At 61.8% G+C, this 21170-nt stretch carries 19 protein-coding genes and 2 tRNA genes; 12 read left to right on the forward strand and 9 right to left on the reverse strand.

Translation table 11 applies throughout. The features are described 5' to 3' along the window. Nucleotides 1-63 precede the first annotated feature (63 nt). Together rsrA and HU144_RS13905 are read right to left on the reverse strand one after the other, a co-directional pair. Complete coding sequence (gene rsrA / locus HU144_RS13900) at nucleotides 64-336, reverse strand: mycothiol system anti-sigma-R factor (protein ID WP_235351807.1); 273 nt, start codon at nucleotides 334-336, stop codon at nucleotides 64-66. Beyond that, nucleotides 333-1055: a sigma-70 family RNA polymerase sigma factor gene (locus HU144_RS13905; protein ID WP_408610718.1), complete on the reverse strand. Its 723-nt coding sequence runs from the start codon at nucleotides 1053-1055 to the stop codon at nucleotides 333-335. Before HU144_RS13905 ends, rsrA begins: the two co-directional genes overlap by 4 nt. A gap of 82 nt (nucleotides 1056-1137) precedes the next feature. Between HU144_RS13905 and HU144_RS13910 the strand changes: the two genes are divergently transcribed. From HU144_RS13910 to HU144_RS13930, 5 genes are read left to right on the forward strand one after another with little or no spacing between them, the layout of a single operon-like run. After that, complete coding sequence (locus tag HU144_RS13910) at nucleotides 1138-1635, forward strand: DoxX family protein (protein ID WP_198395496.1); 498 nt, start codon at nucleotides 1138-1140, stop codon at nucleotides 1633-1635. Continuing rightward, nucleotides 1628-2944 carry a 3-phosphoshikimate 1-carboxyvinyltransferase gene (aroA, locus tag HU144_RS13915; RefSeq protein WP_235351808.1) on the forward strand — a complete coding sequence of 439 codons (1317 nt, stop codon included), beginning with the start codon at nucleotides 1628-1630 and terminating at the stop codon, nucleotides 2942-2944. The genes HU144_RS13910 and aroA overlap by 8 nt, the downstream gene beginning before the upstream one ends. Nucleotide 2945: 1 nt before the next feature. Beyond that, the gene (gene rsgA / locus HU144_RS13920; protein WP_235351809.1) at nucleotides 2946-3983 is read left to right on the forward strand and encodes a ribosome small subunit-dependent GTPase A; all 1038 of its coding nucleotides are present in this window, start codon (nucleotides 2946-2948) and stop codon (nucleotides 3981-3983) included. A 9-nt stretch (nucleotides 3984-3992) separates the two neighbouring features. Then, on the forward strand, nucleotides 3993-4799 hold the full coding sequence (hisN, locus tag HU144_RS13925) for a histidinol-phosphatase (protein WP_235351810.1): 807 nt from the start codon (nucleotides 3993-3995) through the stop codon (nucleotides 4797-4799). Between the two features lie 41 nt (nucleotides 4800-4840). Then, entirely contained in the window at nucleotides 4841-6112 is a 1272-nt protein-coding gene (locus HU144_RS13930) for an aminotransferase class I/II-fold pyridoxal phosphate-dependent enzyme (RefSeq protein WP_235351811.1), read from the forward strand. 142 nt (nucleotides 6113-6254) lie between these two features. On the opposite strand, the gene HU144_RS13935 is transcribed toward HU144_RS13930, so the two are convergent. Next, complete coding sequence (locus tag HU144_RS13935; protein WP_235351813.1) at nucleotides 6255-6803, reverse strand: YceI family protein; 549 nt, start codon at nucleotides 6801-6803, stop codon at nucleotides 6255-6257. 189 nt (nucleotides 6804-6992) lie between these two features. On the opposite strand from HU144_RS13935, the gene HU144_RS13940 reads away from it, so the two are divergent. The 3 genes from HU144_RS13940 to HU144_RS13950 all read left to right on the forward strand — a co-directional run bounded on the left by HU144_RS13940 (nucleotide 6993) and on the right by HU144_RS13950 (nucleotide 8477). Further along, nucleotides 6993-7066 (forward strand) — tRNA-Met (locus HU144_RS13940). Nucleotides 7067-7255: 189 nt separating this feature from the next. Beyond that, nucleotides 7256-7332 (forward strand) — tRNA-Met (locus HU144_RS13945). A 119-nt stretch (nucleotides 7333-7451) separates the two neighbouring features. Then, nucleotides 7452-8477, forward strand: a complete 1026-nt coding sequence (locus HU144_RS13950; RefSeq protein WP_235351814.1) for an ABC transporter substrate-binding protein — start codon at nucleotides 7452-7454, stop codon at nucleotides 8475-8477. Nucleotides 8478-8605: 128 nt separating this feature from the next. Here HU144_RS13950 and HU144_RS13955 read toward each other — a convergent pair whose 3' ends face one another. Both HU144_RS13955 and HU144_RS13960 read right to left on the reverse strand, forming a co-directional pair. Next, nucleotides 8606-11581, reverse strand: coding sequence for a UPF0182 family membrane protein (locus HU144_RS13955; protein ID WP_235352709.1), 2976 nt, complete (start codon nucleotides 11579-11581; stop codon nucleotides 8606-8608). A gap of 32 nt (nucleotides 11582-11613) precedes the next feature. Continuing rightward, a complete protein-coding gene (locus HU144_RS13960; RefSeq protein WP_235351815.1) occupies nucleotides 11614-12753 on the reverse strand; it encodes a YlbL family protein in 1140 nt (379 codons plus the stop codon). Between the two features lie 172 nt (nucleotides 12754-12925). On the opposite strand from HU144_RS13960, the gene HU144_RS13965 reads away from it, so the two are divergent. Beyond that, nucleotides 12926-14377, forward strand: a complete 1452-nt coding sequence (locus HU144_RS13965) for a zinc-dependent metalloprotease (protein WP_235351816.1) — start codon at nucleotides 12926-12928, stop codon at nucleotides 14375-14377. Continuing rightward, a complete protein-coding gene (locus HU144_RS13970) occupies nucleotides 14378-14947 on the forward strand; it encodes an NUDIX hydrolase (RefSeq protein ID WP_235351818.1) in 570 nt (189 codons plus the stop codon). It abuts the gene before it with no gap. On the opposite strand, the gene HU144_RS13975 is transcribed toward HU144_RS13970, so the two are convergent. Both HU144_RS13975 and HU144_RS13980 read right to left on the reverse strand, forming a co-directional pair. After that, the gene (locus HU144_RS13975; protein WP_235351820.1) at nucleotides 14925-15482 is read right to left on the reverse strand and encodes a M48 metallopeptidase family protein; all 558 of its coding nucleotides are present in this window, start codon (nucleotides 15480-15482) and stop codon (nucleotides 14925-14927) included. The genes HU144_RS13970 and HU144_RS13975 overlap by 23 nt on opposite strands. Nucleotides 15483-15652: 170 nt before the next feature. Beyond that, nucleotides 15653-15937 (reverse strand): hypothetical protein, encoded by a 285-nt coding sequence (locus HU144_RS13980; RefSeq protein WP_235351821.1) that lies wholly within the window; start codon nucleotides 15935-15937, stop codon nucleotides 15653-15655. Between the two features lie 61 nt (nucleotides 15938-15998). On the opposite strand from HU144_RS13980, the gene HU144_RS13985 reads away from it, so the two are divergent. Then, nucleotides 15999-16901, forward strand: coding sequence for a hypothetical protein (locus HU144_RS13985; protein ID WP_235351822.1), 903 nt, complete (start codon nucleotides 15999-16001; stop codon nucleotides 16899-16901). Here HU144_RS13985 and HU144_RS13990 read toward each other — a convergent pair. Beyond that, complete coding sequence (locus tag HU144_RS13990; protein WP_235351823.1) at nucleotides 16878-18917, reverse strand: ATP-dependent DNA helicase UvrD2; 2040 nt, start codon at nucleotides 18915-18917, stop codon at nucleotides 16878-16880. The two genes, HU144_RS13985 and HU144_RS13990, sit on opposite strands and share 24 nt — an antisense overlap. Further along, a complete protein-coding gene (gene nudC / locus HU144_RS13995; RefSeq protein ID WP_235351824.1) occupies nucleotides 18914-19891 on the reverse strand; it encodes an NAD(+) diphosphatase in 978 nt (325 codons plus the stop codon). Before nudC ends, HU144_RS13990 begins: the two co-directional genes overlap by 4 nt. Nucleotides 19892-19996: 105 nt before the next feature. Here nudC and HU144_RS14000 point away from each other — a divergent pair, with 105 nt between their 5' ends. Beyond that, a complete protein-coding gene (locus tag HU144_RS14000) occupies nucleotides 19997-21157 on the forward strand; it encodes an aminoglycoside phosphotransferase (RefSeq protein WP_235351826.1) in 1161 nt (386 codons plus the stop codon). Nucleotides 21158-21170: the final 13 nt, after the last annotated feature.

Below are 21170 nucleotides of genomic sequence, written 5' to 3' on the forward strand. Positions count from 1 at the left end.
ACGTGAAGAGGGCGGGGAGAATGGATATTCTCCCCGCCCTCTTCATTTGCCTGTAACAGGCGACTACGCTCCGGCTCCGGGCCAGACGGACTGTTCAGTGGCGATGCGCTGACGAATCTTCTCACGCAACCCCATCGGTGCCTCTTCCCGGCTGCAGGACCTGCGCACCAGCTCCTTGAGCAGTGCCTCGATCTCATACTCGTCGTGACATGACGGACATTGTTCGAGGTGGACAGAGATCTCACGGATCTCCGTCGTCGTCAGCTCTCCGTCAAGATAATGGTAGATGCGCGTCAGAGACTCTGCACGCACACTCTCACAGCATTCATCGCTCATTTCGCACCTCCCGCAGGTTTGGAGAAGCCGCGATCTGCTGCGTAATCGGCCAACCTGTCACGCAGCTGACGGCGCCCCCGGTGCAAGCGCGACATCACGGTGCCGATCGGCGTATCCATGATCTCAGCGATCTCCTTGTACGGCAGACCTTCGACGTCTGCGTAGTAGACGACCATGCGGAAATCCTCCGGAAGCTCCGACAACGCGTCTTTGACGTCGGAGTCGGGCAGATGGTCGAGTGCTTCGAGCTCCGCCGATCGGCCACCGGAGGAGGAATGGCTCGCGGCCTGGGCGATCTGCCAGTCCTCGATGTCCTCACTGCCGTGTTCGAGTGGCTGGCGCTGCTTCTTCCGGTAGTTGTTGATGAACGTGTTCGTCAGAATCCGGTACAGCCATGCCTTGAGGTTGGTTCCCGGCTTGTATTGGTGGAACGCCGCATAGGCCTTCGCGTAGGCCTCTTGGACGAGATCCTCGGCATCGGCAGGGTTTCGGGTCATCCGCAACGCAGCTGCGTAGAGCTGATTGAGATATTCCAGAGCGTCACGCTCGAAACGGGCCGAACGCTCGGCCTTGGTCTCGGGGACTTCTTTGACTGATTCGGTCATCGTAGTCAATGGTACGCCCGTTCTCTCTAGGACGGCAGTGGCGTTCACAGACTTCTCCTTCTGCCTTTCGACTCGGCACCGGCAGGATCGCCTCACCAGTGCGTGTTCCCTCATTCAACACCGGGGCGAGCCCCCACTATTCCCGGACAGCCGTTATGCTTGCCAGTGAGATGCCCGACACGTAGGAAGGACCATAGTGTCTCCAATCAGATTCCTCGCACGGCCCATGCTGGCCGCCGGCTACATCAGCAACGGGGTCGACCGTCTGCGCCGACCAGAAGCGGCAGCCGCATCGATCGGTCCGCTGCTGAATTTGGCACGCAAACAGATCGACGTGCCCATCGACGCACCTACCTTGGCACGCGCCACAGGAGCGGCTCAGGTCGCTGCGGGATCGTTGCTGGCTATCGGCAGATTCCCCCGCGTCAGCGCCACGATCCTCGTCGGCACTTACCTCCTCGACACCGTCGGTGAGCGTATCGCTGCGGATAAGACGACGTCGAAGGAAGACAAACGGGCGCGCACAGAGCGCACCCTGATCCGCACCTCGATGCTCGGCGGCGCACTGCTGGCCAGTGTCGACACAGCGGGCAAGCCAGGACTCTGGTGGCGCACACAGCATGCCGCCGAAGATCTCTGGTCCTCGGTCGAAGACACCTCGAAACAGGCAATGAGTGCGCTTGGCGTTGACTGACACACCCGATCTCACTGCACCCGCCACCGGCGACTGGCTGGCCCCAGCCGCCGGTGGCGGCGTCACCGCGAATGTCAGCGTTCCCGGTTCGAAGTCCCTGACCAACCGCTATCTCATCCTCGCGGCTCTGGCCGATTCCGAGTCGATCGTGCGCGGATGGCTGCGCAGCCGTGACACGGTGCTCATGGTCGAGGCGCTGAGAGCGCTCGGGGCCGACATCGATGAAGTCGACGGCAGTCTGCACATCACCCCCATTGACTTCTCCGCACACCGCGAAGGTCCTCCGATCACCATCGACTGCGGTCTGGCCGGAACCGTGATGCGCTTCGTTCCTCCGCTCGCCGCCGCCACCGGACGTGAGATCGTCCTCGATGGTGACGAGCAGGCCAGGGTCAGGCCGATGTCAGTCATCATCGAGGCTCTGACCCGCCTCGGCGCTTCCATCACTGCAGAGAACAATCTGCTGCCGATGACGATCCACGCACAATCCCACCTTCGTGGTGGGCACCTTGAGATCGACGCCAGCGCCTCCAGCCAATTCGTGTCGGGGATGCTCCTGACCGCCCCTGCGCTGCCCCTGGGAATCGAGCTCGTCAATCGCGGCGATTCTGTGCCCAGCCGGGCCCACGTCGATATGACCATCGAAGTCCTCGCCGATGCGGGGGTCGACGTCACAGAGCCCGAACCCGAACGATGGATCGTCGAGCCTGGCCTGCCGCGCGGGCTCGACGTCCACGTCGAACCGGATCTGTCGAACGCAGCGGCCTTCGTCGCCGCTGCTCTGGCCACCAACGGCGACGTCACCGTTCTCGACTGGCCAGCTCATACGACACAGGCCGGAGACGGATTCCGAGCCATTGCCGAAGCCTTCGGCGGTACTGTGACCCTGGACCGCAACGGTCTGCGGGTCCAGGGGCCCGAAGTCCTGCGAGCAGTCGACCTCGATCTCTCTGCTATCGGTGAACTCACGCCCGTCGTAGCTGCCCTGGCGGCACTGGCCGACGGCACGTCCAAGCTGACGGGGATCGGTCATCTCCGAGGGCATGAGACCGATCGGCTCTCTGCCCTGCGCCGCGAGCTCGGTGCCATCGGCGTCGACGTGGACGAACAGCCGACGTCTCTGACGATCACCGGTTCGGCCCCGCGCCGCGGAACGTGGCACACGTACAACGATCACCGGATGGTCATGGCCGGAGCCATTCTCGGTCTGCACGTCGATGGACTGGTCATCGAGAACGCCGACACTGTGGCGAAGACACTGCCCGAATTCACCCAGCTGTGGGAAGACATGCTGAGTCGGCGCGCCTGAGATGGCACGGATCTACCGCGACGAGGACTACCGCCCTCGCCCGAGCAGGCGCGGATCTAGGCCACGGACGAAGAACAGGCCGAACCACGACGAGGCGATCGAGGGACTCGTCACTGCCGTTGACCGCGGGCGATATCGAGTAGTCGTCGCCGATCATACCGGCGACGTTCGTGATTCCGGTGGGGCAGGTGCCACCACCTCAAACGTCACGGCTGTACGAGCCTCCCACCTGCGCAAGGACGCAGTGGTGCCCGGCGACATCGTCAAACTCGTCGGCGATACCTCGGGCAGCAAGGGATCATTGGCGCGACTGGTCGAGATCACAGAGCGGCGGTCCCTGCTGCGTCGCAGCGCCGACGACACGGATCCGACGGAACGAGTGATCGTTGCCAATGTCGATGTCATGGGCATCGTCACCGCCACCGAGGATCCGGAGCCCTCATACGGGCTCATCGATCGGGCACTGACAGCGGCTTTCGACGCCGGCATCGCTCCCCTGCTCATCGTGACCAAGACCGACCTGAGACCGGCCGATGACATCATTGAGCGGTTCTCGCAGACCGGAGTCGAGATCGTGTCATCCGGGCTCAGACCCGACGGAACACTGACCGATGCGACTGTGTTCGATCGTCTGCAGGGCCAGATCAGCGTCTTGGTCGGACATTCGGGTGTGGGAAAGTCGACTCTGATGAATGCGCTGGTCCCCCGCGCTGAGAGAGCCACGGGCCATGTCAATGACGTCACCGGGCGCGGTCGGCACACCTCGTCGTCGGCGATCTGCCTTCGTCTTGACGGTGGCGGCTGGCTCGTCGACACACCCGGCGTCCGCAGCTTCGGACTCGCCCACGTCGATCGGGGCACGCTCATCTCAGCCTTCCCTGAACTCGTCCAAGCCACCGCCGAGTGCCCACGCGGGTGCACCCATCAGGCCGATGCGCCGGGCTGTCGGCTCGACGCCTGGGTCGCTGCCGGCAATGCGGGACCCGGCGGAGTCTCACGGTTGGAGTCGCTGCGCAGGCTGCTGCCCTCGACTGGATAAGGTGGAGGAATGAACGACCTCGACCTGGCAACCGAACTCGCCGACCTCGCAGACTCCATCAGCTACCGTCATTTCGTGGCCCAGGACTTCACCGTCGAGACCAAACCCGATCTGACTCCCGTCACCGAATGCGACAGGGCTGTGGAGTCCGCGATCATGGAACGCCTCCACCGCGAACGACCGGCCGACAGTGTCCTCGGAGAGGAATTCGGTTCCCACGGAAGTTCACCGAGGCGGTGGATCATCGACCCGATCGACGGCACTAAGAACTTCGTCCGCGGAGTTCCCATCTGGGCCACCCTGATCTCGCTCTACGACGGCGAGACGCCGATCCTCGGCGTGGTCTCCGCTCCCGCTCTCGGACGCCGCTGGTGGGCCCAGGCAGGTCAAGGAGCATTCACCTCGGCGCTGGGAGAGGCCGCCAAACGCATCCACGTCTCCGACGTCGAGTCCCTCGGGGATGCCTCGATGTCCTACGCTTCGCTGTCCGGCTGGAAGGCCCTCGGGGTCCTCGACGAATTCCTTCTCCTGTGTGAGAGCCTGTGGCGGACTCGAGGCTACGGCGACTTCTACTCATACATGCTTCTGGCCGAAGGTGCGGTCGACATCGCATGCGAACCCGAACTCGAGCTCTACGACATGGGTGCGCTGGTTCCGATCGTTCGGGAAGCCGGTGGGACGTTCACAAACACGGCAGGGGTCAGCGGACCCTTCGGCGGCAATGCCCTGGCCAGCAATTCGCGCCTGCATGAACGTGCCCTTGATTCGCTGGGACGAATTGCTCCTGCCGCCCGTCCTCCCCGCACTCAAGTATGAGTTCGCACCGAAACCCAATCATTTCAGAGGAAGAGGAACCGATGCCCGATGTGATGCGTGCCGATCTCTGGCATTCTATGGCTGATGCAGCCGGTCTGATCAGGGCCGACGGAACAATCGGTGAAACCATCTACGGACAGATGACGGCATTGGCCGAGCGGACCGGAGCCGTGAATCTGGGGCAGGGCGCACCGGGCACTGCCCCTCCTGCCGAGCTCATCGACGCCGCTGCTGATGCCATGCGCGAGGGATACAACCAGTACGCTCCGGGACGGGGCTTTCCTGCTCTGCTCGAGGCTGTGGCTCAACAGCGGCGGCGGGACTTCGGTCACGAGATCTCGGCGGAGGACGTGCTGTATACGTGTGGGGCCACAGAAGGCCTCACCGCAGCCATTCTCGCGCTCCTGCCCCGTGGAGGCACCGTTCTCACTTTCGAGCCGTTCTACGACGGCTACCCGGCGGCTGTCGCCGCGGCGGGAGGCTCATTGGTCACTGTGCCGATCCTGCCCACCGACACGGGAGGCTTCGAACCGGACTGGGTTCGCTTCGACGACGCTGTCGGTGATGCCGAATCCACTCCTTCGATCATCATTGTCAACACCCCGCACAATCCCACTGGGTTCATGTTCAGCGCCGAAGACCTGGCTCGAATCGGCCATGCGGCAGTCGCCGCGGATGCTTGGGTTCTCACCGACGAGGTTTACGAGCAGCTCATCCTCGACGACGCGCCGCACGTGGCTCCGGCGGTTGCCATGGACGACAGTTCACGGGTTGTCACTGTCTCTTCGGCGGGGAAGTCATGGAACGCAACCGGCTGGAAGGTCGGATGGGTGATTGCTGAGCCCCAGGCCCTCCGCGCTATCCAAGCAGTCAAACAATTCCTCACGTTCACCGCGAGCGGCCCCCTGCAGATAGGTGTGGCGCGCAGCCTGGCCGACAACTCCGACTTCATCACCGAGAACCGTGCCTCGCTGCAGCAGCGCGCAGACGTTTTGGTGCCGGCATGTCGTGCCGTTGCCGGAATCATCGCGTCAACGCCGGCAGCCGGGTACTTCACCGTCGTCGACTTCTCGGCCCTGACCGATCTTGACGCCTTCGAGCTCAACGACCTGTTGGCCAGGCGGTACTCGATCGTCGGGATTCCCGTTCCTGCCCTGTGCCGGACTGGGTCCCCTGCACATACGGCATACCGGTCATCCATCCGCTACTCATTCTGCAAGTCTGCAGCCGATGTCGATCGCGGGGCACAGCTGTTCTACGACCTCGCCGCCGAGTTGGACCAGAATCCCGATGCGTTGCGCAGGGAGAGCTGATCTCACTGGCGCCGCTTGAGCACTGAAACAACTGCCCAGCGCAGATAGAGCAGGGGGCGGATCGCATTGCTGCGATCCGCCCCCATTCTTTGTTCGATGCGACCGCCTCGGCGTCAGTGCACCGGTGGCAGTATCAGGCGGTTCAGGCCTTGACGAGCTCGAGTTCGAGTTCGATCTTGATCTTGTTGGAGACGAGCAGCTCGCCGCCGCCGAGAACAGCATTGAACTCCATGCCGAAGTCCTTGCGATCGACCTTGGCGACAGCCGAGAGGCCTGCAACCTGGTTCTCGTTGGGATCAGTGGCAACTCCGCTGAATTCGGTGGCGAAGGCGACTTCCTTGGTCACGCCGCGCATGGTGAGGTCTCCGATGAGTTCGAACTCATCGTTGGACGCTGCATTGATCCCGGTGGACTTGAAAGTCAGTTTCGGGTTGGTCTCTGCCTCGAAGAAGTCAGCACTCTTGAGGTGACCGTCGCGCTGAGGATTGCGGGTGCTGATCGATTCGACGTCAGCCTCGGCGGTGACCGTGCTGTCTTCGAGGTTCTCCCCGACGTTGACGGTGCCCGCGATGTCTTCGAAGTGTCCGCGGACCTTCGAGACGCCGGCGTGGCGAGCGGTGAACGTGAACTCGGAGTGTACGGGGTCGATGTTCCAGGTTCCTGCGGTGAGTCCCTGTGGAAGAGCAGTCATGATTTCTCCTTTTGGTTGAAATTTGAAGTACAAGTGTGACTATAGTTTAGTTTTCAACCATCTGCAAGCCTGAGTCGTCATTGATTTCAGACTGCGTATCTCAGGTGAACGGCAGGTGGACATGTGGCGGACGTCACCTGGCTTCGGTTTGGCCTGCAGGAAACAGCTCGTGTAGAGTAGAGAACACGACGCGGGGTGGAGCAGTTCGGTAGCTCGCCGGGCTCATAACCCGGAGGTCGCAAGTTCAAATCTTGCCCCCGCCACGTTGTGAATGTGCCGCAGCATCGTTGATTCGATGTTGCGGCACATTTTTTGTTTCTGCCTCGCCTCTGTTTCTGACTCACTTCTCCTGGGAGTCCGACTCCACGGGGCACCAGAGAGCAATTGCGCGAAATGCACCCGATTATGCTTCTGACTTGCGAGGACGTAGTATTTAACGAGTAAACAAACGCCGCGGGGTGGAGCAGTTCGGTAGCTCGCCGGGCTCATAACCCGGAGGTCGCAAGTTCAAATCTTGCCCCCGCCACCAAAGTGGCAGAATCCCCAGTCAGTTCTTCTGGCTGGGGATTCTTCGTCTTCACTTCGACATGGACGCCCAACGCATCTCAAAAGGCTGAGCTCCAGCAATGGCAAGGTTATGCTTACCTTGTGACCATTTCTTCCCGCAGCACGCGCGCCGTGGCCGCGACCGCACTGACAGTCCTCCTGCTCACCAGCGCCTGCACCTCCGGCGCCGACACCGACAAGGACGAGGGCACCGGCAAGAAGGACGTCGCCACCGGTGGCAAAGCCTTCGCCACGGCAGACAAGGAAACCGCGAAGCTTGGCAGCGACGCCGAGCCCGGAGCATTCCCACGCACGGTGAGACATGCCAATGGCACCACCGAGATAGCAGAGCGGCCCAAACGCGTCGTCGTCCTCGACACCGGTGAGCTCGACGATGTCCTCGCTTTGGGCATCACGCCCGTCGGCATGGTCACAACCGAGGGGGCACACGCAGTGCCGTCCTATCTTGCCGATCAGGTCAAGGGCGTCGACACGGTCGGAACTATCAACGAACTCAACCTAGAGGCGATTGCCGAACTCGAGCCAGACCTGATTCTCGGTAGCCAGCTGCGTGCCGACACCCTCTACGAAGAACTCGATTCCATCGCACCCACCGTATTCTCGATTCGTCCGGGGTTCCCCTGGAAGGAGAACTTCGCTCTCGTCGGCGAAGCATTGGGTATGGAAGATGAAGCAGCAGACACGCTCAACGACTACACGAGAGCCACCGACGATCTCGATGAGGCAGTCGAAGGCAGACCGACGATATCGCTCGTACGCTTCATGCCCGAGAGACTGCGGCTGTACGGCAACAAGTCCCTGATCGGCGTCATCCTCGATGACGCCGGGTTCGCTCGTCCCGAAGCCCAGGACATTGCTGAACTCGCGGTGGAGATCTCTCCGGAGAACCTCGATCAGGCCGGTGGCGACTACGTCTTCTACACCAGTTATGGCGACCCTGCGGCAACCGGTGAGACCACAGCACTCTCCGGCAGCCAGTGGACGGGCCTGTCGGCCGTTGAGGACGGCAGAGCCTTCCGAGTCGATGACGACGTATGGTTCCTCGGATTGGGCCCCATCGGCGCGGGGCAGATCGTCGATGACCTCGACAGCTATCTGACCGACTGACTGAACGGGAAGAACGTCTCCTCCCCCATTGCGCTGACCGTCCTCTGAGAACCAGCACAGAAGTCGAGCCCTTGGAATCCGATCGGATTCCAAGGGCTCGACTCATTCAGCGTCGACCGGTGCAGACGTCAGTTGCCTCCGCCCTGATCGGCCGGGGCACTGGCCGGAGCCGAAGCTCCGTCCTTTGAACCATCCTCGGCCAGAGACGGATCGGCTGCCACCGCATCCTCAATCGCATTTTTGAGACGATCTTGAGCCTTTCCGTACTTCTCGAAATCGCCCTCCTTCAGGGCTGCGTCGGAGTCCTCCATCGCCTTCTTGGCTTCCTGCAGCGCCTCGTTGAGGTTCTGGTCAGCAGGCTTGGCACCGGAGTCACCGCCGCTGCTCGACCCACCTGACTCGCCGGAGCCGCTGTCCTCAGTGCCGGCGTCTCCGGCCTTGGCACCGGAGTCGCCGCCGAAGACCTGGTCGAGAGCCTCATCCAGGGTCGGAGCGAATCCGATGTCCTCACCGAAGGCCACCAGCACGTGTTGGAGCAGTGGGTAGGACGTGTCGCCGGCGGACCGGACGTAGACGGGCTGCACGTAGAGCAGGCCGCCGCCGACGGGCAGCGTCAGCAGGTTGCCGTTCTGAACTTCAGACTCGCCCTGACGCAGCAGGTTCAGGCTGCGCTGCACATCGGGGGCAGTGTTGAAGTTGTTCTGTGCCTGACCCGGACCGGGCACCGTCGTGTTACGCGGCAACTGCAGAAGACGGAGCTTGCCGTAGCCATCTGCCACTTCTCCCTTGGAACTGCCGGCGTCGGCATCCGCTGACAGGAAGCCGGTCAGGTTATTCCGTGCCTGCCCTTCAGAAGAGCGCGCTGGAATGTAGGAGCTCGTGAGCGAGAACGACGGAGTCTTCTGGCCCGGCATCTGCAGAGTCATGTAGAACGGAGGCTGCGTCAGACCGCTGTTGGCCTCCTTCGTCGGATCCGTGGGCAGCGTCCAGAAGTCCTGGCCGGTGTAGAACTCACTGGCCGTGGTCACGTGGTACTTCGTGAGCAGATCACGCTGCACCTTGAACAGATCTTCCGGATACCGCACGTGGCTCATCAGGTCACCCGACATCTCTGACGACGGTTTGATGAGGTCAGGGAATATCTTCATCCACGTCTTGAGGACGGGATCGTCTTTGTCCCACTGGAACATGTCGACCGTGCCGTCATAGGCATCGACCGTGATCTTGACGGAGTTCCGAATGTAGTTGACCTCTTCATCCGGAAGTGTGGCCACCGCGTTGGGCGCAGTTGCCGTCACTGAATCCTCGGTCGCCTCCTGCAGCGGCTGAGGCGTCGAATACGGGTAGTCCTTTGCCGTCGTGTAACCGTCAAGGATCCACTTGATCTTGCCGTCGACGACAGCGGGGTACGGGTCGCCGTCGATCTTGAGGAACGGTGCCAGCTTCTGCACGCGCTCACGTGGGTGACGCTCGTACAGGATCTGCGACTCATCGTTGACTGCATCGGAGAGCAGAATCTGCTCATCCTGATACTTCAGCGCGTAGGCCAGACGGTTGAACAGGTTGCCCAAGGTCGGACCGCCGTCGCCGGTGAACGTGTTATTCACCTGGCCCGAACCGCTTTCCTCATCGGAGGGATAATCGAGCTCCCGTGGTGTCGCGCCCTTCTCGCCGCCGACGATCGAGTAGTCCGGTGAGTTCTCACCGAAATACACGCGCGGCTCGTATTCGGGGAACTCCCCCTTAGGCGGAATATCGGACTCCATGAACAACGGCTCACCATCAGGGCTGCGCTGGTTGCCATTGGCGGCAACGACACCGAACCCGTGGGTGTAGACGATCGCACGGTTGTACCAGCTCTGGTTATTCACCGAGTCCGGGGCCAACTCACGAACCGCGATCACAGTGTCGCGCATATCGCCGTCGATCTCGTAGCGATCGACGTCGAGCTGCTCTGGGAAGGAGTAGTAGGGCCTGACCTGCTGCAGCTGGCGGAACGTGTCCGAGACCAGGTTCGGGTCGAGAAGACGGATCGACGCAGCGGTCTCAGCGTCTGCCCGCAGAGCGCCCTTCTCACCGCTGGTGCTCGGCTCATACGCAGTCACATCGATGTCGTCGAAGTCGAAGCCATCACGAGTCGCATCGATGTTGTGCTGAATGTACTCGGATTCCAGGCTCTGCTGAGAAGGGCCGACCTGGAACTGCTGGACCATCGCGGGATAGGCGATGATCGAGATGCCGCCGAGGACGATGAGCGTCGCGGTCGCGATCAATGAGATCCGCCAGTTCCCCTTCCAAGCCGTATAGACGAACAGGAACGCCACCAACACCGCTGCTATTGCAACGATGGCCATGGCCGGCAGCGCCGCCCTGTCATCGGTGTAGGTCACACCGGGAACGATGCCGCCGGTTGACGTCATCCGTTCGTACCTGGCCAGCCACAGACGGCCCGCCTGAACGAGGACCAGAACGCTGACGGTGATTCCCAGCTGCCACTGGGCCGTCTTCGTGAGGATGACACCCTTCTGCTCCCCTGGACGGATGCCGCCGAAGAGATAATGCCCGACGAGTGCGGCGATAAGCGCCAGCAGAACGGCCATCCCCACTTGATCTCCGATCAGTCGCAGACCGGGCAGAACGAAGACGAAGAACGACTTATCCATCCCGAACTGGGCGTCCTGCGAACCGAAGGAGGTCGAGTTCATCCACTGGAGAACGGTGTTCCAGTGCGAGGAAGCGGTGATTCCGCTGAGCACGCCGACGACTGCTGGGATGGCGAATGTCGCGACCCTGCGCAGCGGTTCGATAGCTTCACGGTACCGGTCGAGGTTCTCCTGACGCGGAGTGGTCGGCGCGTACACCGGACGATTGCGGAAGGCCAGATGCAGGCTCAGCCAGACTGGGACCGCCATGACCACGAATCCGGCCGCGAATGTCAGTCCGCGGGTGAACCACATGGTGCGGAACACCTGCGAGGCATCGATCTGTTTGAACCACAGGATTTCGGTGTACACCTGCGTGAATGAGATGAAAGCAACGAGCAGAATCGCCACTGACACGAGAGTGAGCAATAGGGGCGAACGTCTGGGCCGGTTCGTCGGCATTCGTGCGGAGGTGGGTGAGGACGGAGAGCTCACTACTGCCCTTTCTCGTTGTTGTCGGCGCTGCCAGCTGAACACTTCTTGAGATCCGAAGTGTCTCCGGCTGCGTACTGCTCCACGGCATTCTGCGCATCATCGAGCGTGTCGATGCGCGCCACCGTGATCTTGGACTGATCGGCAGCCTCGATGACCTCTGCGCAGTTGTCTGCGGGCGAGAGGAAGAGCTTCGCACCCTTCGCAGTCGAGGCCGCTACCTTCTGTCGAGCCCCACCGATGGGGCCCACATTTCCTGCAGGATCGATCTCGCCGGTCCCTGCCACATGCTTTCCACCGGTCATAGCACCGGGCGTGAGTTCGTCGACGATCGCCAATGCGAACATGGTGCCCGCTGAGGGGCCGCCGATGCCTTCGACGTTGAAGGCCACATCGACTGGGAACTCAAAGTCCTGTTTCATGCTGATACCGATGGCTTTGCGCCCGTCGATCGTCTCTGGTTTCAGCGCGACATCGACGTTCTTCCCACCGCGTTCGACAACGAGGTCGACCGAGTCGGAGGATTGAACCGTCTCACTCATCACCTGTGCAGCTGCCGGATCGGAATCCAATTTCTTCCCGTTCACGGAAATGATCCGGTCGCCCTTGCGCAGTGCCGCCTCGGCCGGCGAATCGGGAACCACATCACCGACGAGGAGGTGGACCTTATACGGTTTGTCGAGCTGTCCCATTGCTGCGGCAACGGCCACGTCCTGGCTGGATGACATCTCCACCGCATTGGAAGCGGCCACGTCTTCCCGCGTCGTATCAAGCGGGTAGTAGGCCTCCGTGGGGATGACCGTCTCCTTGCCGTGGAGCAGAGCGCCCAGCGCCTGCGAAGCATAGGTATCCCGGCCCGGGCCGCCGCTCACAGCCACTGTGAGCATATCGATGCGGCCACTGGTGGGGTAGGTTTTGGCACCGGAGACGTCGATCATGGGGTTGTCCTGGTAGTCACCGAGGGTGTTGAACACCGGCCCCGGCAGCTGCAGCATGTATGGCACCGGCAGCAAAACCGCAAGAGCGATGAGGATGTATGTCATGACCCCTGAAGTCGTGGTCAGACGTGGAGCGCGTCGTCGAGTGTCGCCACGCGTCGGTGCTGCGGGCACCGGCACGGCCCGAGGGGCATTAGCTGTCATGTGATCCTTTCGCTGCACCGCCCAACTAGTCTAGTTGAAACCTGACCGTGAGTTTCACAGACTCCTTTCGCCCGGTGCGAACATCATCCGAAACCTCCCGGAATTGGGAAGCTTCCCACATGCGGAACCGTTAACGTATAAGACAAACCGATCCTTGGGGGCTTTGAGAAAAATGAGCGATGACAACAACAACGAGCAGAATCCGTTCGAGCAGATCTTCGGAATGCTGTTCGGAGCGAACGGTCCCGGCTCCGGTCAGGGCGATGACAAGGACGGCAATCCTGGTGCGCAGGGTTTCCAGATCGACCCGGCGATGATGTCGACCATCATGAATCAGATGCAGGGTCTCTTCGGACAGGGAGCCGATCCCCAGGCGCAGGCGACGTCGATCGCGCAGAAGGCCGTTCCGACCCCTGACCCTGCGGTGGGTCAGGAATCCGTCAAAGCGACCACAGATGCCTTCCGACTTGCTGAACTGTGGCTCGCCGAGGCGACCGAATTCTCTGTGGCCAATCGAACGGCACGTACTCTGACCCGCGCGGAGTGGGTCAGTGAGACCATGCCGGGGTGGCAGAAATTCGTTCTCCCGATCAAAGAGAACATGTCCACTGCCCTGACAGAGACCCTTGAAACTCAGGTTCCGGCAGAGATGAAGGGCATCCTCGCCGGTGCCTCATCGATGTTCGGCTCGATGAGCGATTCGATGTTCGCCATGCAGATCGGTCAGGCAGTGGGTGCGTTGTCGGAGAGCGTTCTCACCGGCACCGAGGTGGGACTGCCCCTGCTGCCTCATGACAGCGCAGTGCTCGTGGAGACCAACGTGGAGAAGTTCGCCTCCGAGATCGACGTCGACGCCTCGGAAGTCAGGATCTACCTGGCCGCCCAGGAACTCGCGCACCTCGCACTGTTCGAACGCGCTCCCTGGCTCAGCGCACAGGTCGAAACTGCACTGACCCGCTATGCGCAGGGTCTGAAGGTCGACACTTCACAGATTGAGGACATGGCTTCGCAGGTCGATCCGTCCAACATCTCCGACCTCAGCGACAATATCCGTCAGGGCCTGTTCAATCCTCCGACCACCGAGGATCAGAAGAAGGCACTGACGAATCTGGAGAACCTCCTCGCAGTCATCGCGGGCTGGGTCGACGTGGTCGTCTATTCCGCCTGTGCGCATCTTCCCGGACGCGATCAGATCCGTGAGGCCCTGCGCCGCCGCCGAGCCACGGCAGGCCCTGCCGAGAAGACTTTCTCAACCTTGGTCGGCTTGGAGTTCAATCCACGGCGTCTGCGCGACGCTGCGGCTCTGTTCGGATACCTCGAGACCCAGGGAGGCACCGGGGCCAGAGACAAGGTGTTCTCCCACCCCGACCTGTTGCCGACTACACAGGACCTCGACGACCCGTTGGGCTACTCCGAACGCCGGCACGCCGAATGGACGAGCGAATCCACCCTTGACGAAGCACTGAGTCGAATTCTTGACGAAGGCATTGAAGGCACCGAGTCCAGCGAAGAATCGGAGCCGCAGAACGATGCCGGCTCAGATACCGACGCATCCGATGCCGACTCAGATTCCGACGGTGGATCAGACGACGGCGATGAGACCGGCGGTCGCAGCGAGAACTGAATGATTCATCTCGACACAGCTCGCGCCGAGATCGGTGCCACATCAACGCCGACTGACTTCGCGGCCGACTTCGAACGCCTGTTCTCTGCCGTCGGTGACGGAGCACTGCGCCGCGGGGTCGGCGCTGAGCATGTCACTGCCAGCTGCCTCGTCTTCGACCCTGACACCGAGTCCGTGCTTCTCAACCACCACCGCAAGGCTGGCCTCTGGGGTCAGTTCGGTGGGCACCTCGAGGCCGAGGACGACAGTCTGCGCTCAGCGGCACGCAGAGAGGCCATGGAGGAGAGCGGGCTGAGCCGGCTGACCTGGTTCTCACCTGCCCCGATCGATCTCCATGTGCATGATCTCTCGGCTTCGTTCGGCGCCTGTGAACGTCATTTCGACGTGGTGTTCGCCGCAGTCGCTTCCGTGGATCAGGTCCCCGTCGTCTCCGACGAGTCCCTCGCAGTGAAGTGGTTCCCGCTCAGCGCGCTGCCATCCTCACTCATACCCGATCTCGTCGTACGACTGCCGAAGCTCTACCGGGCAGGGGTGGCATCCCAGCAGCTCAGCGACCGCCACCCCGGCTGAACTGCTCCCCCGCACTGAAACCCTCAAGGTAGAGCTTCGCGTCCGCCTGCCTGGGGTGCCTGTCCGCCAACTCGTGGAATGCCCTGGAATGCGGGCCTATCTGCAGATGCGCAAGTTCATGGACGATGACTGTCTCCAACACCCAACGAGGCACTGTCTGCAGACGGTGGGAAACCCTGATGTCGCCTGACGACGTCGTCGTCGATGCCCATCGACTGATGTTCTGATTCGTCACCCACCTGATCGACTGCGGACGCAGACGTCCGTCGAAATAGCGCTGGCTCATCTCATCCGCCAGAGAGACGAGGTCGGCCGCCGAAGAATGGTCCCTGGCGGCAAGCCGATTGAAGAGATCGGTCAACGACCGAATATTGTGCTCCACGCTGTATCTCACAGGCGTGCTGAGAACGTATGTATCCACTTCCTTCGAGACCGAGATGGTCTTCTTCCGACGTGTAGAGCGGCGCACTTCGATCTCTCCGCGGGCAATCGCCCGCAGCACGTCCTCTTCGGTCCATCGCTGTTGAGTTGCCACAGACCAATCATAGGAAATTCAACGGACATTATTTCGCTCGTCTCTAGTTGTGAGTTTCCTGAGTATCGATATTCTGCACTGCCTGCCGGGCTGTCCACAGGCCGAATTGCCCGCCATGGGCTCCAGGTGCGGAAGTGACCTACGCTTTCACTCTCCGCGGAGCAACTCCTTCAATTATTCAAGGCACCTTTTCTCCACAGCTCATGGCGAGATATCCACAGGTTATCCACACGCTGTTGACTCGTCTGTGCATGAACCGACATTGACGGGGCGGCAAATGCAGAATAGGTTCTATGATTGACCCCGGAAAACCCGGAGATGCGTGCGGAAGGGGAAGCTGCACGAGTCTCCGCGAGCGCCTGGGGCACACAGCGGTTGAGGGCACGTCGGAATGCATTTTCCGGCTTGCCCTCAACTGTTTTCCACAGGGTTTTCCACAGTTCCATCTCGGCCATGGCGGATGTCGTCCACCTTCACTACTGTGGAAGTTCGAGGCGTTCGAGGCGAGGTGGAGACATGTTCCGAATTTTTCCCAGTGTGCCGATCACATGGCGTTCACCATCGTGCGTGCAGTTCGGCGTCGATGATCCTGCCCTCATCGACGGTCTCCTGCCCGCAGATGTCGCTCTCGTCGAGGAGCTGCGGATGGGTGTCGGTTCAGCCCAGTACTACTCGAGAGCTCAGGATCTCGGTGCCGACCTGGGCCGGGCGAGCTCGCTGATCACACTGCTCGATGAAGCAGGCGTCATGGTTCCCGACGATTCCGATGCCGTCATGACGACGAAGAGTTCGCCGCTGTTGGCGACTGCGCAGATCTTCGCCCTCTCACCAGATCGTGTATCGCGGGTCCTAGGAGATTCGCCGATTCTGGTGGTGGGGCCGCTGAGAGCCGTCACAGAACAGTATCTCTCCGCCTCCGGTTTCGCCATAGCAGATCAGCATCGCGTCGAAGACCTCGATCTGATGTCCTCACCGCTGGTGATCACAACTTCGTACCTCGTACCAGACATTCACACTGCCACTTGGCTCACGGACCGTGAGGTCCCGCATTGCCAGATCGTGATCGGGGAATACTCTCTCGAGATCAGCGGTCTCATCCGGCCCGGGACGACGCCGTGCGCCGTGTGTGAGTGCCTGCGGAGGAAAGACGCCGATGATTCCTGGCTGGACCAGTACCCCCACGTCCGAGCCCTGCCAGACCGTGAGAGCCTCAGCGATCCCTTGTCACGTGGAGTGGGCGCACTCAACGCCGTCCAGATCCTCAGACGAGCTCTGCTGCGCCCAGACACCGAACCGGTGCGCAGAAGCGTCTCTCTGGCCACAGGTATCGGCACAGACGAGGCTCTGTCGTTCCATCCTCGCTGCCAGTGCCGCGTTTCCGTCCCCCACTTCGACCTAATCGACGAGCAGGCTCAGTAACCCTGACCCATAGAGTTCGAGTTTGGTGGCGCCGACTCCAGGGATCTTCGCCAATGACGTCATGTCCTGCGGTCTGATCTCTGCGATCGCGGAGATCGATGTGTCGGTGAGAACGAGATAGGGAGGCAGTCCCTGTTCCAAACCGACGTGGGCCCGCCATCGTCGCAGTCTGTCGAGGAGTTCGAGGTCGACGTCGGCAGGGCAGTTCGCACACCTGGACAGGGCTCGGTCGACCTGGGATACGAGCACCTTGCCACACGATCTGCAGCGATTCATCGCCACCGAGGTCGCAGTCCGACGGCCCTGGCCCACTGTTTGATCGACTCGCCCGAGTTCACTGAGGAATCGGGACGGCTTACGTGGTCGCTGCTTGGAGTCATGGCGTGACTGTGACCAGCTCAGGCTGAGGTCACGGCCCGCACGAGTCAGTGCGACATAGAACAGACGCCGCTCCTCAGCGACCGTTCGCGGCGTCTGGGCGTAGCTGATGGGCAACAGGCCTTCACTGAGCCCGACGAGGTGCACACTGTCCCATTCAAGACCTTTGGCCGCGTGAAATGAGGCGAGGGTGACACCCTCGATGTCAGGGGCGAATTGGTGTTCGGCTCGATCGCTGAGGTCTGCGAGAAACGTTTCCAATGGCACCGGCAGCTCAGATCCTGACTGATGGGTCTCCGCCAGATCGACCAGAGCCTTCAGAGATTCCAGTTTCTGTCTGCTTGCCCCTGCCGCGGGTGGTTTGCTCGAGTATCCCAGGGACACCAGCACCTCGGCAACGACCTCCGGCAGGGGTCTGCCGCTCGAGGTGGCGCGGGCCGCTTTCAGCATGAGGACGGCCTCTTTGACCTCCTTGCGCGCGAAGTACCTTTCCCCGCCGCGCAGAACGTACGGGATTCCGGCCGCCGCCAGAGCCTGCTCATAAGCGGTACTCTGTCCATTCGTACGGAACAGAACCGCGATGTTTCGCGGTCGGCGACCGGCGTTGATCTCGGCAGAAATGGCCTTGACGACCCCGGCGGCTTCAGCGTCATCGGTCGGATACTCGGTCATCGCCGGCTGCTGTCCCTCGGGATTGTCTGTGCGCAGGGTCAGTGCCGAGCGGGATGTATGCCGAAGCAGGTTGTTCGCCGTCGACACAATCGCCTTCGTCGACCGGTAGTTGCGGACCAGCTGGATCGTCGTCGACGTAGGCAGTGACGCGTCGAGGGTCCTCAGAAGTGAAGAATCTGCTCCGGCGAACGAATAGATCGTCTGTGCCGGGTCACCGACTACGCAGAGGTTGTCCCGTGGCCCCAGCCAGCGCGAGAGCACATCATATTGGAGGGGTGAGACGTCTTGGAACTCGTCGACGACGAAGTGTCGATACTGATCACGAATGTCTGCTGCGATGGCCGGGTATTCTGCGAGCATTCCGTCCAGAACGAGCAGAACGTCTTCGAAGTCCATCAATCGGCCGCGTGTCTTCGCTTCGCTGTATGCCTCGAAGATGCGCACCATGTCTTCGACGCCCAATTGTCCCGGAAGATCGCGTGCTGCGGCTTGGGTGGCATAGTCATCGACACCGAGGAGGGACGCGGCAGCGAATTCGAGTTCGGAGGCCACATCTCGATTCAGTTCCCGGCTGGTCTCGATCCCCATGCTCTGCAGCACTGAACCGAGGATCCCGGCCTTATTGTCGATGATTCGGGGGAAGTCGCCGGTCGCGAATCGATCCCAGAAGAAGCGCAGCTGGCGAAGAGCTGCCGAGTGAAAGGTTCGAGCCTGGACAGCGGGAACCCCGAGGTCGCGCAGACGAGACCGCATCTCTCCTGCTGCCTTGGCGGTGAAGGTCAGAGCCAGAACGTGGTTGGGAGGGAAGACATCGGTGGCAATGCCGTAGGCGATGCGATGGGTCATGGCACGGGTCTTGCCCGTTCCGGCTCCGGCCAGGACGATCACCGGTGTGGAGAACTGGGTGGCGACCTCTTTCTGCTCCTCGTCGAGAGCGTCGAGCAGCGCTGCGGCCTGAGCGTTCAAATGTTGTCCAACCAGCTGTAGAGGAGCTGCCCTGCGATCGAGACGAGTCCAGGTGCCCGGACCGTGCCGTGTTCGATGGCTGCGCGCAGTTCCTCACGCGTGAACCAGGTCAAGGTGGCGATCTCGGCCTCGTCGGCAGCGAATTCGAGGCTCGGAGCCTCAGCTGAGAAGCCGAGCATGAGTGAGCACGGGAACGGCCAGGGTTGGGATCCGAGGTACTTCGGGTCCACGACTTCGACGTGGGCCTCTTCGAACACCTCACGAATGACTGCGTGTTCCAGGGTCTCACCGGGTTCGACGAATCCGGCCAGCAGGGAGTAGCGGTCGACTTCCCACGCTGCATTGTTTCCCAGCAGCACTCTTTCGACCCCGTCCTCGTCTGTGTTGATGATGAGGACGATCACGGCCGGGTCGGTGCGAGGGAAGTGTTCGCTGCCGTTGTCTGGGTCCGTTCTCACCCAGCCGCCGAGGGTGGGACGGGTCGGCTGCCCTGTGCGGGGCGAGAACTGGTGGGCTCTGTGCCAATTGCCCAGGCCCACGATCTCGCATGCCAGAGACACCTGCACGTCGTCGAGAGACTCGGCCAGCTGACGCAGCGGCATCCACACAGGCTCGGCGCTGTCGATACCCTCGCCCGGAGCGGTCAGCAGATCTGTGGCGTCGCGGGCACGAGAAGTCGCCAGCGAGGTGTCGAGCTGGCTGCGACCGGAATCATCAAGGGAGACCCCGATGTACCGGTTTCCTTCGTCATCGCGGCCGAGGTAGATCTCTGTCTGCTCCCCCGGAACCATTCCGGGGTCGCTGATGAACAGGCCCCCGGCCGCCACGAGGAGTGACCCACGATGTTCGAACACGGGTTTTGCTCCGCTGGCCCACAGTTCCTGCAGGTCACCGTCCTGACCACGAGAGAGATGGTCTCGATCGATTCCGTGGCGGGCCAGACTGATCGGCTTCACGAGTGGCAGTGGCTTCATGCCCTCCACGATAACGCAGGGCCCTGACGCCGGAAGTGTGGGTGCTGACACGCTCAACAGCCGAATCTCCGGTCTCCGGCCGCGCCAGACGGTAGATTGGGGAGGGTGAATACCAAGGCGCTCAAGTTGGCAGCTGTCGCGGCAACGATGCTCGAAGACTTTACCCCGACGCAGTGGGTCCCCCTGCCGTCACTGGGGTTGGGAATCAGAGTACTGCTTGACGATGGTCAGCAGCAGTTGGTTGCGACGGCACAGACGAGTCTCGATCGATCCGCAGACACCGGTTCGGCCGCTGAAGCTGCTCGAATCTACGACACGATGTACCCGCATGCCGGGTTCACTTGGCCCCATCTGCGCGCCATCATCGAGGTTGAGGCCGACTACTTCGATACGTCTGCGCCCATCACGGTGACTCTCATCGAGCCCTTGCCCGGTGCCCCCGTAGGCGATCAGGCCATCGCTGACATCGCGCGGGCGAGCTCGTTGGCACAGGCCCTGGCCACCCTGCATTCGGCGGCTCCGGAATCGATCTCCGAGGCGGGGTTCCCCGTCGAAGACCCGTCTCGTTTCCAGTTTCAGATCTTGGAGCGCCTCGATCAGGCCGCAGCCACGGGCCGGGTGCCGGCGGATCTGCTCCAACATTGGGAAGAGGAGTTCGAGAAGGTCTCCCTCTGGCGCTTCCTCGCCACCCCCATCCACGGAGCGATCGACGAGACGAGCGTCTACACCGACCAGGAGCGGGTGCTCGCGCTGTCGGGAATCGAACGTCTGCGGGTCTCCGATCCTGCCATCGATCTGGCCGCAGCCTCTGCGCTCATCGACCCTGCCGCTGTGCCGACATTCTTCAGTGAGTACAGAAACTCACGACCCCGCGCCGACGAACATGTGATCACTCGTGCCGAACTCCTGGCCGAGTTCGCTGTCCTCGACTGGCTCCTCGAAGCGGTGGATTCCGGCGATGAGGAGGCTGTACAGGACGCGGGAGAACTTCTGTCCTCGTTCAACGACGTCCTCTTCGCGAAGGACGCCGCAGCCCCCAATGCCGCTTCCCCCGGTCCGGCAGCCGCGAGCACCGACCACGGCTCAGCTCCAGAGGCGGGTATGGCGCCGGACGAGCGCGAGTCGGAGTCACAGAGCAAGTCGCAGACCGATGCTGGGCTCGAGACCGAGACCGTCATCGACGAGGAGTCTGAACTGGACGATGTTCAACCGGATGACGCTGACTCAGACGATGCTGAGCCCGACGACGGAGTTCACCGCCCCTGATCCGGACCTGGTC

This window comes from Brevibacterium sp. UCMA 11752 (assembly GCF_021532235.1).
In the GTDB taxonomy this organism is placed as follows: domain Bacteria; phylum Actinomycetota; class Actinomycetes; order Actinomycetales; family Brevibacteriaceae; genus Brevibacterium; species Brevibacterium antiquum.

Excerpts from the sequence above, each read along its gene's own strand:
- HU144_RS13965 (WP_235351816.1), top strand. The coding sequence starts at position 12,926 with ATGAGCGATGACAACAACAACGAGCAGAATCCGTTCGAGCAGATCTTC.
- HU144_RS13970 (WP_235351818.1), top strand. The coding sequence starts at position 14,378 with ATGATTCATCTCGACACAGCTCGCGCCGAGATCGGTGCCACATCAACG.
- HU144_RS13935 (WP_235351813.1), bottom strand. The coding sequence starts at position 6,803 with ATGACTGCTCTTCCACAGGGACTCACCGCAGGAACCTGGAACATCGAC.
- HU144_RS13980 (WP_235351821.1), bottom strand. The coding sequence starts at position 15,937 with ATGGCCGAGATGGAACTGTGGAAAACCCTGTGGAAAACAGTTGAGGGC.
- rsrA (WP_235351807.1), bottom strand. The coding sequence starts at position 336 with ATGAGCGATGAATGCTGTGAGAGTGTGCGTGCAGAGTCTCTGACGCGC.
- HU144_RS13955 (WP_235352709.1), bottom strand. The coding sequence starts at position 11,581 with ATGCCGACGAACCGGCCCAGACGTTCGCCCCTATTGCTCACTCTCGTG.
- HU144_RS13905 (WP_408610718.1), bottom strand. The coding sequence starts at position 1,055 with ATGAGGGAACACGCACTGGTGAGGCGATCCTGCCGGTGCCGAGTCGAA.
- HU144_RS13960 (WP_235351815.1), bottom strand. The coding sequence starts at position 12,753 with ATGACAGCTAATGCCCCTCGGGCCGTGCCGGTGCCCGCAGCACCGACG.
- rsgA (WP_235351809.1), top strand. The coding sequence starts at position 2,946 with ATGGCACGGATCTACCGCGACGAGGACTACCGCCCTCGCCCGAGCAGG.
- HU144_RS13930 (WP_235351811.1), top strand. The coding sequence starts at position 4,841 with ATGCCCGATGTGATGCGTGCCGATCTCTGGCATTCTATGGCTGATGCA.
- nudC (WP_235351824.1), bottom strand. The coding sequence starts at position 19,891 with ATGAAGCCACTGCCACTCGTGAAGCCGATCAGTCTGGCCCGCCACGGA.
- HU144_RS13985 (WP_235351822.1), top strand. The coding sequence starts at position 15,999 with ATGTTCCGAATTTTTCCCAGTGTGCCGATCACATGGCGTTCACCATCG.
- hisN (WP_235351810.1), top strand. The coding sequence starts at position 3,993 with ATGAACGACCTCGACCTGGCAACCGAACTCGCCGACCTCGCAGACTCC.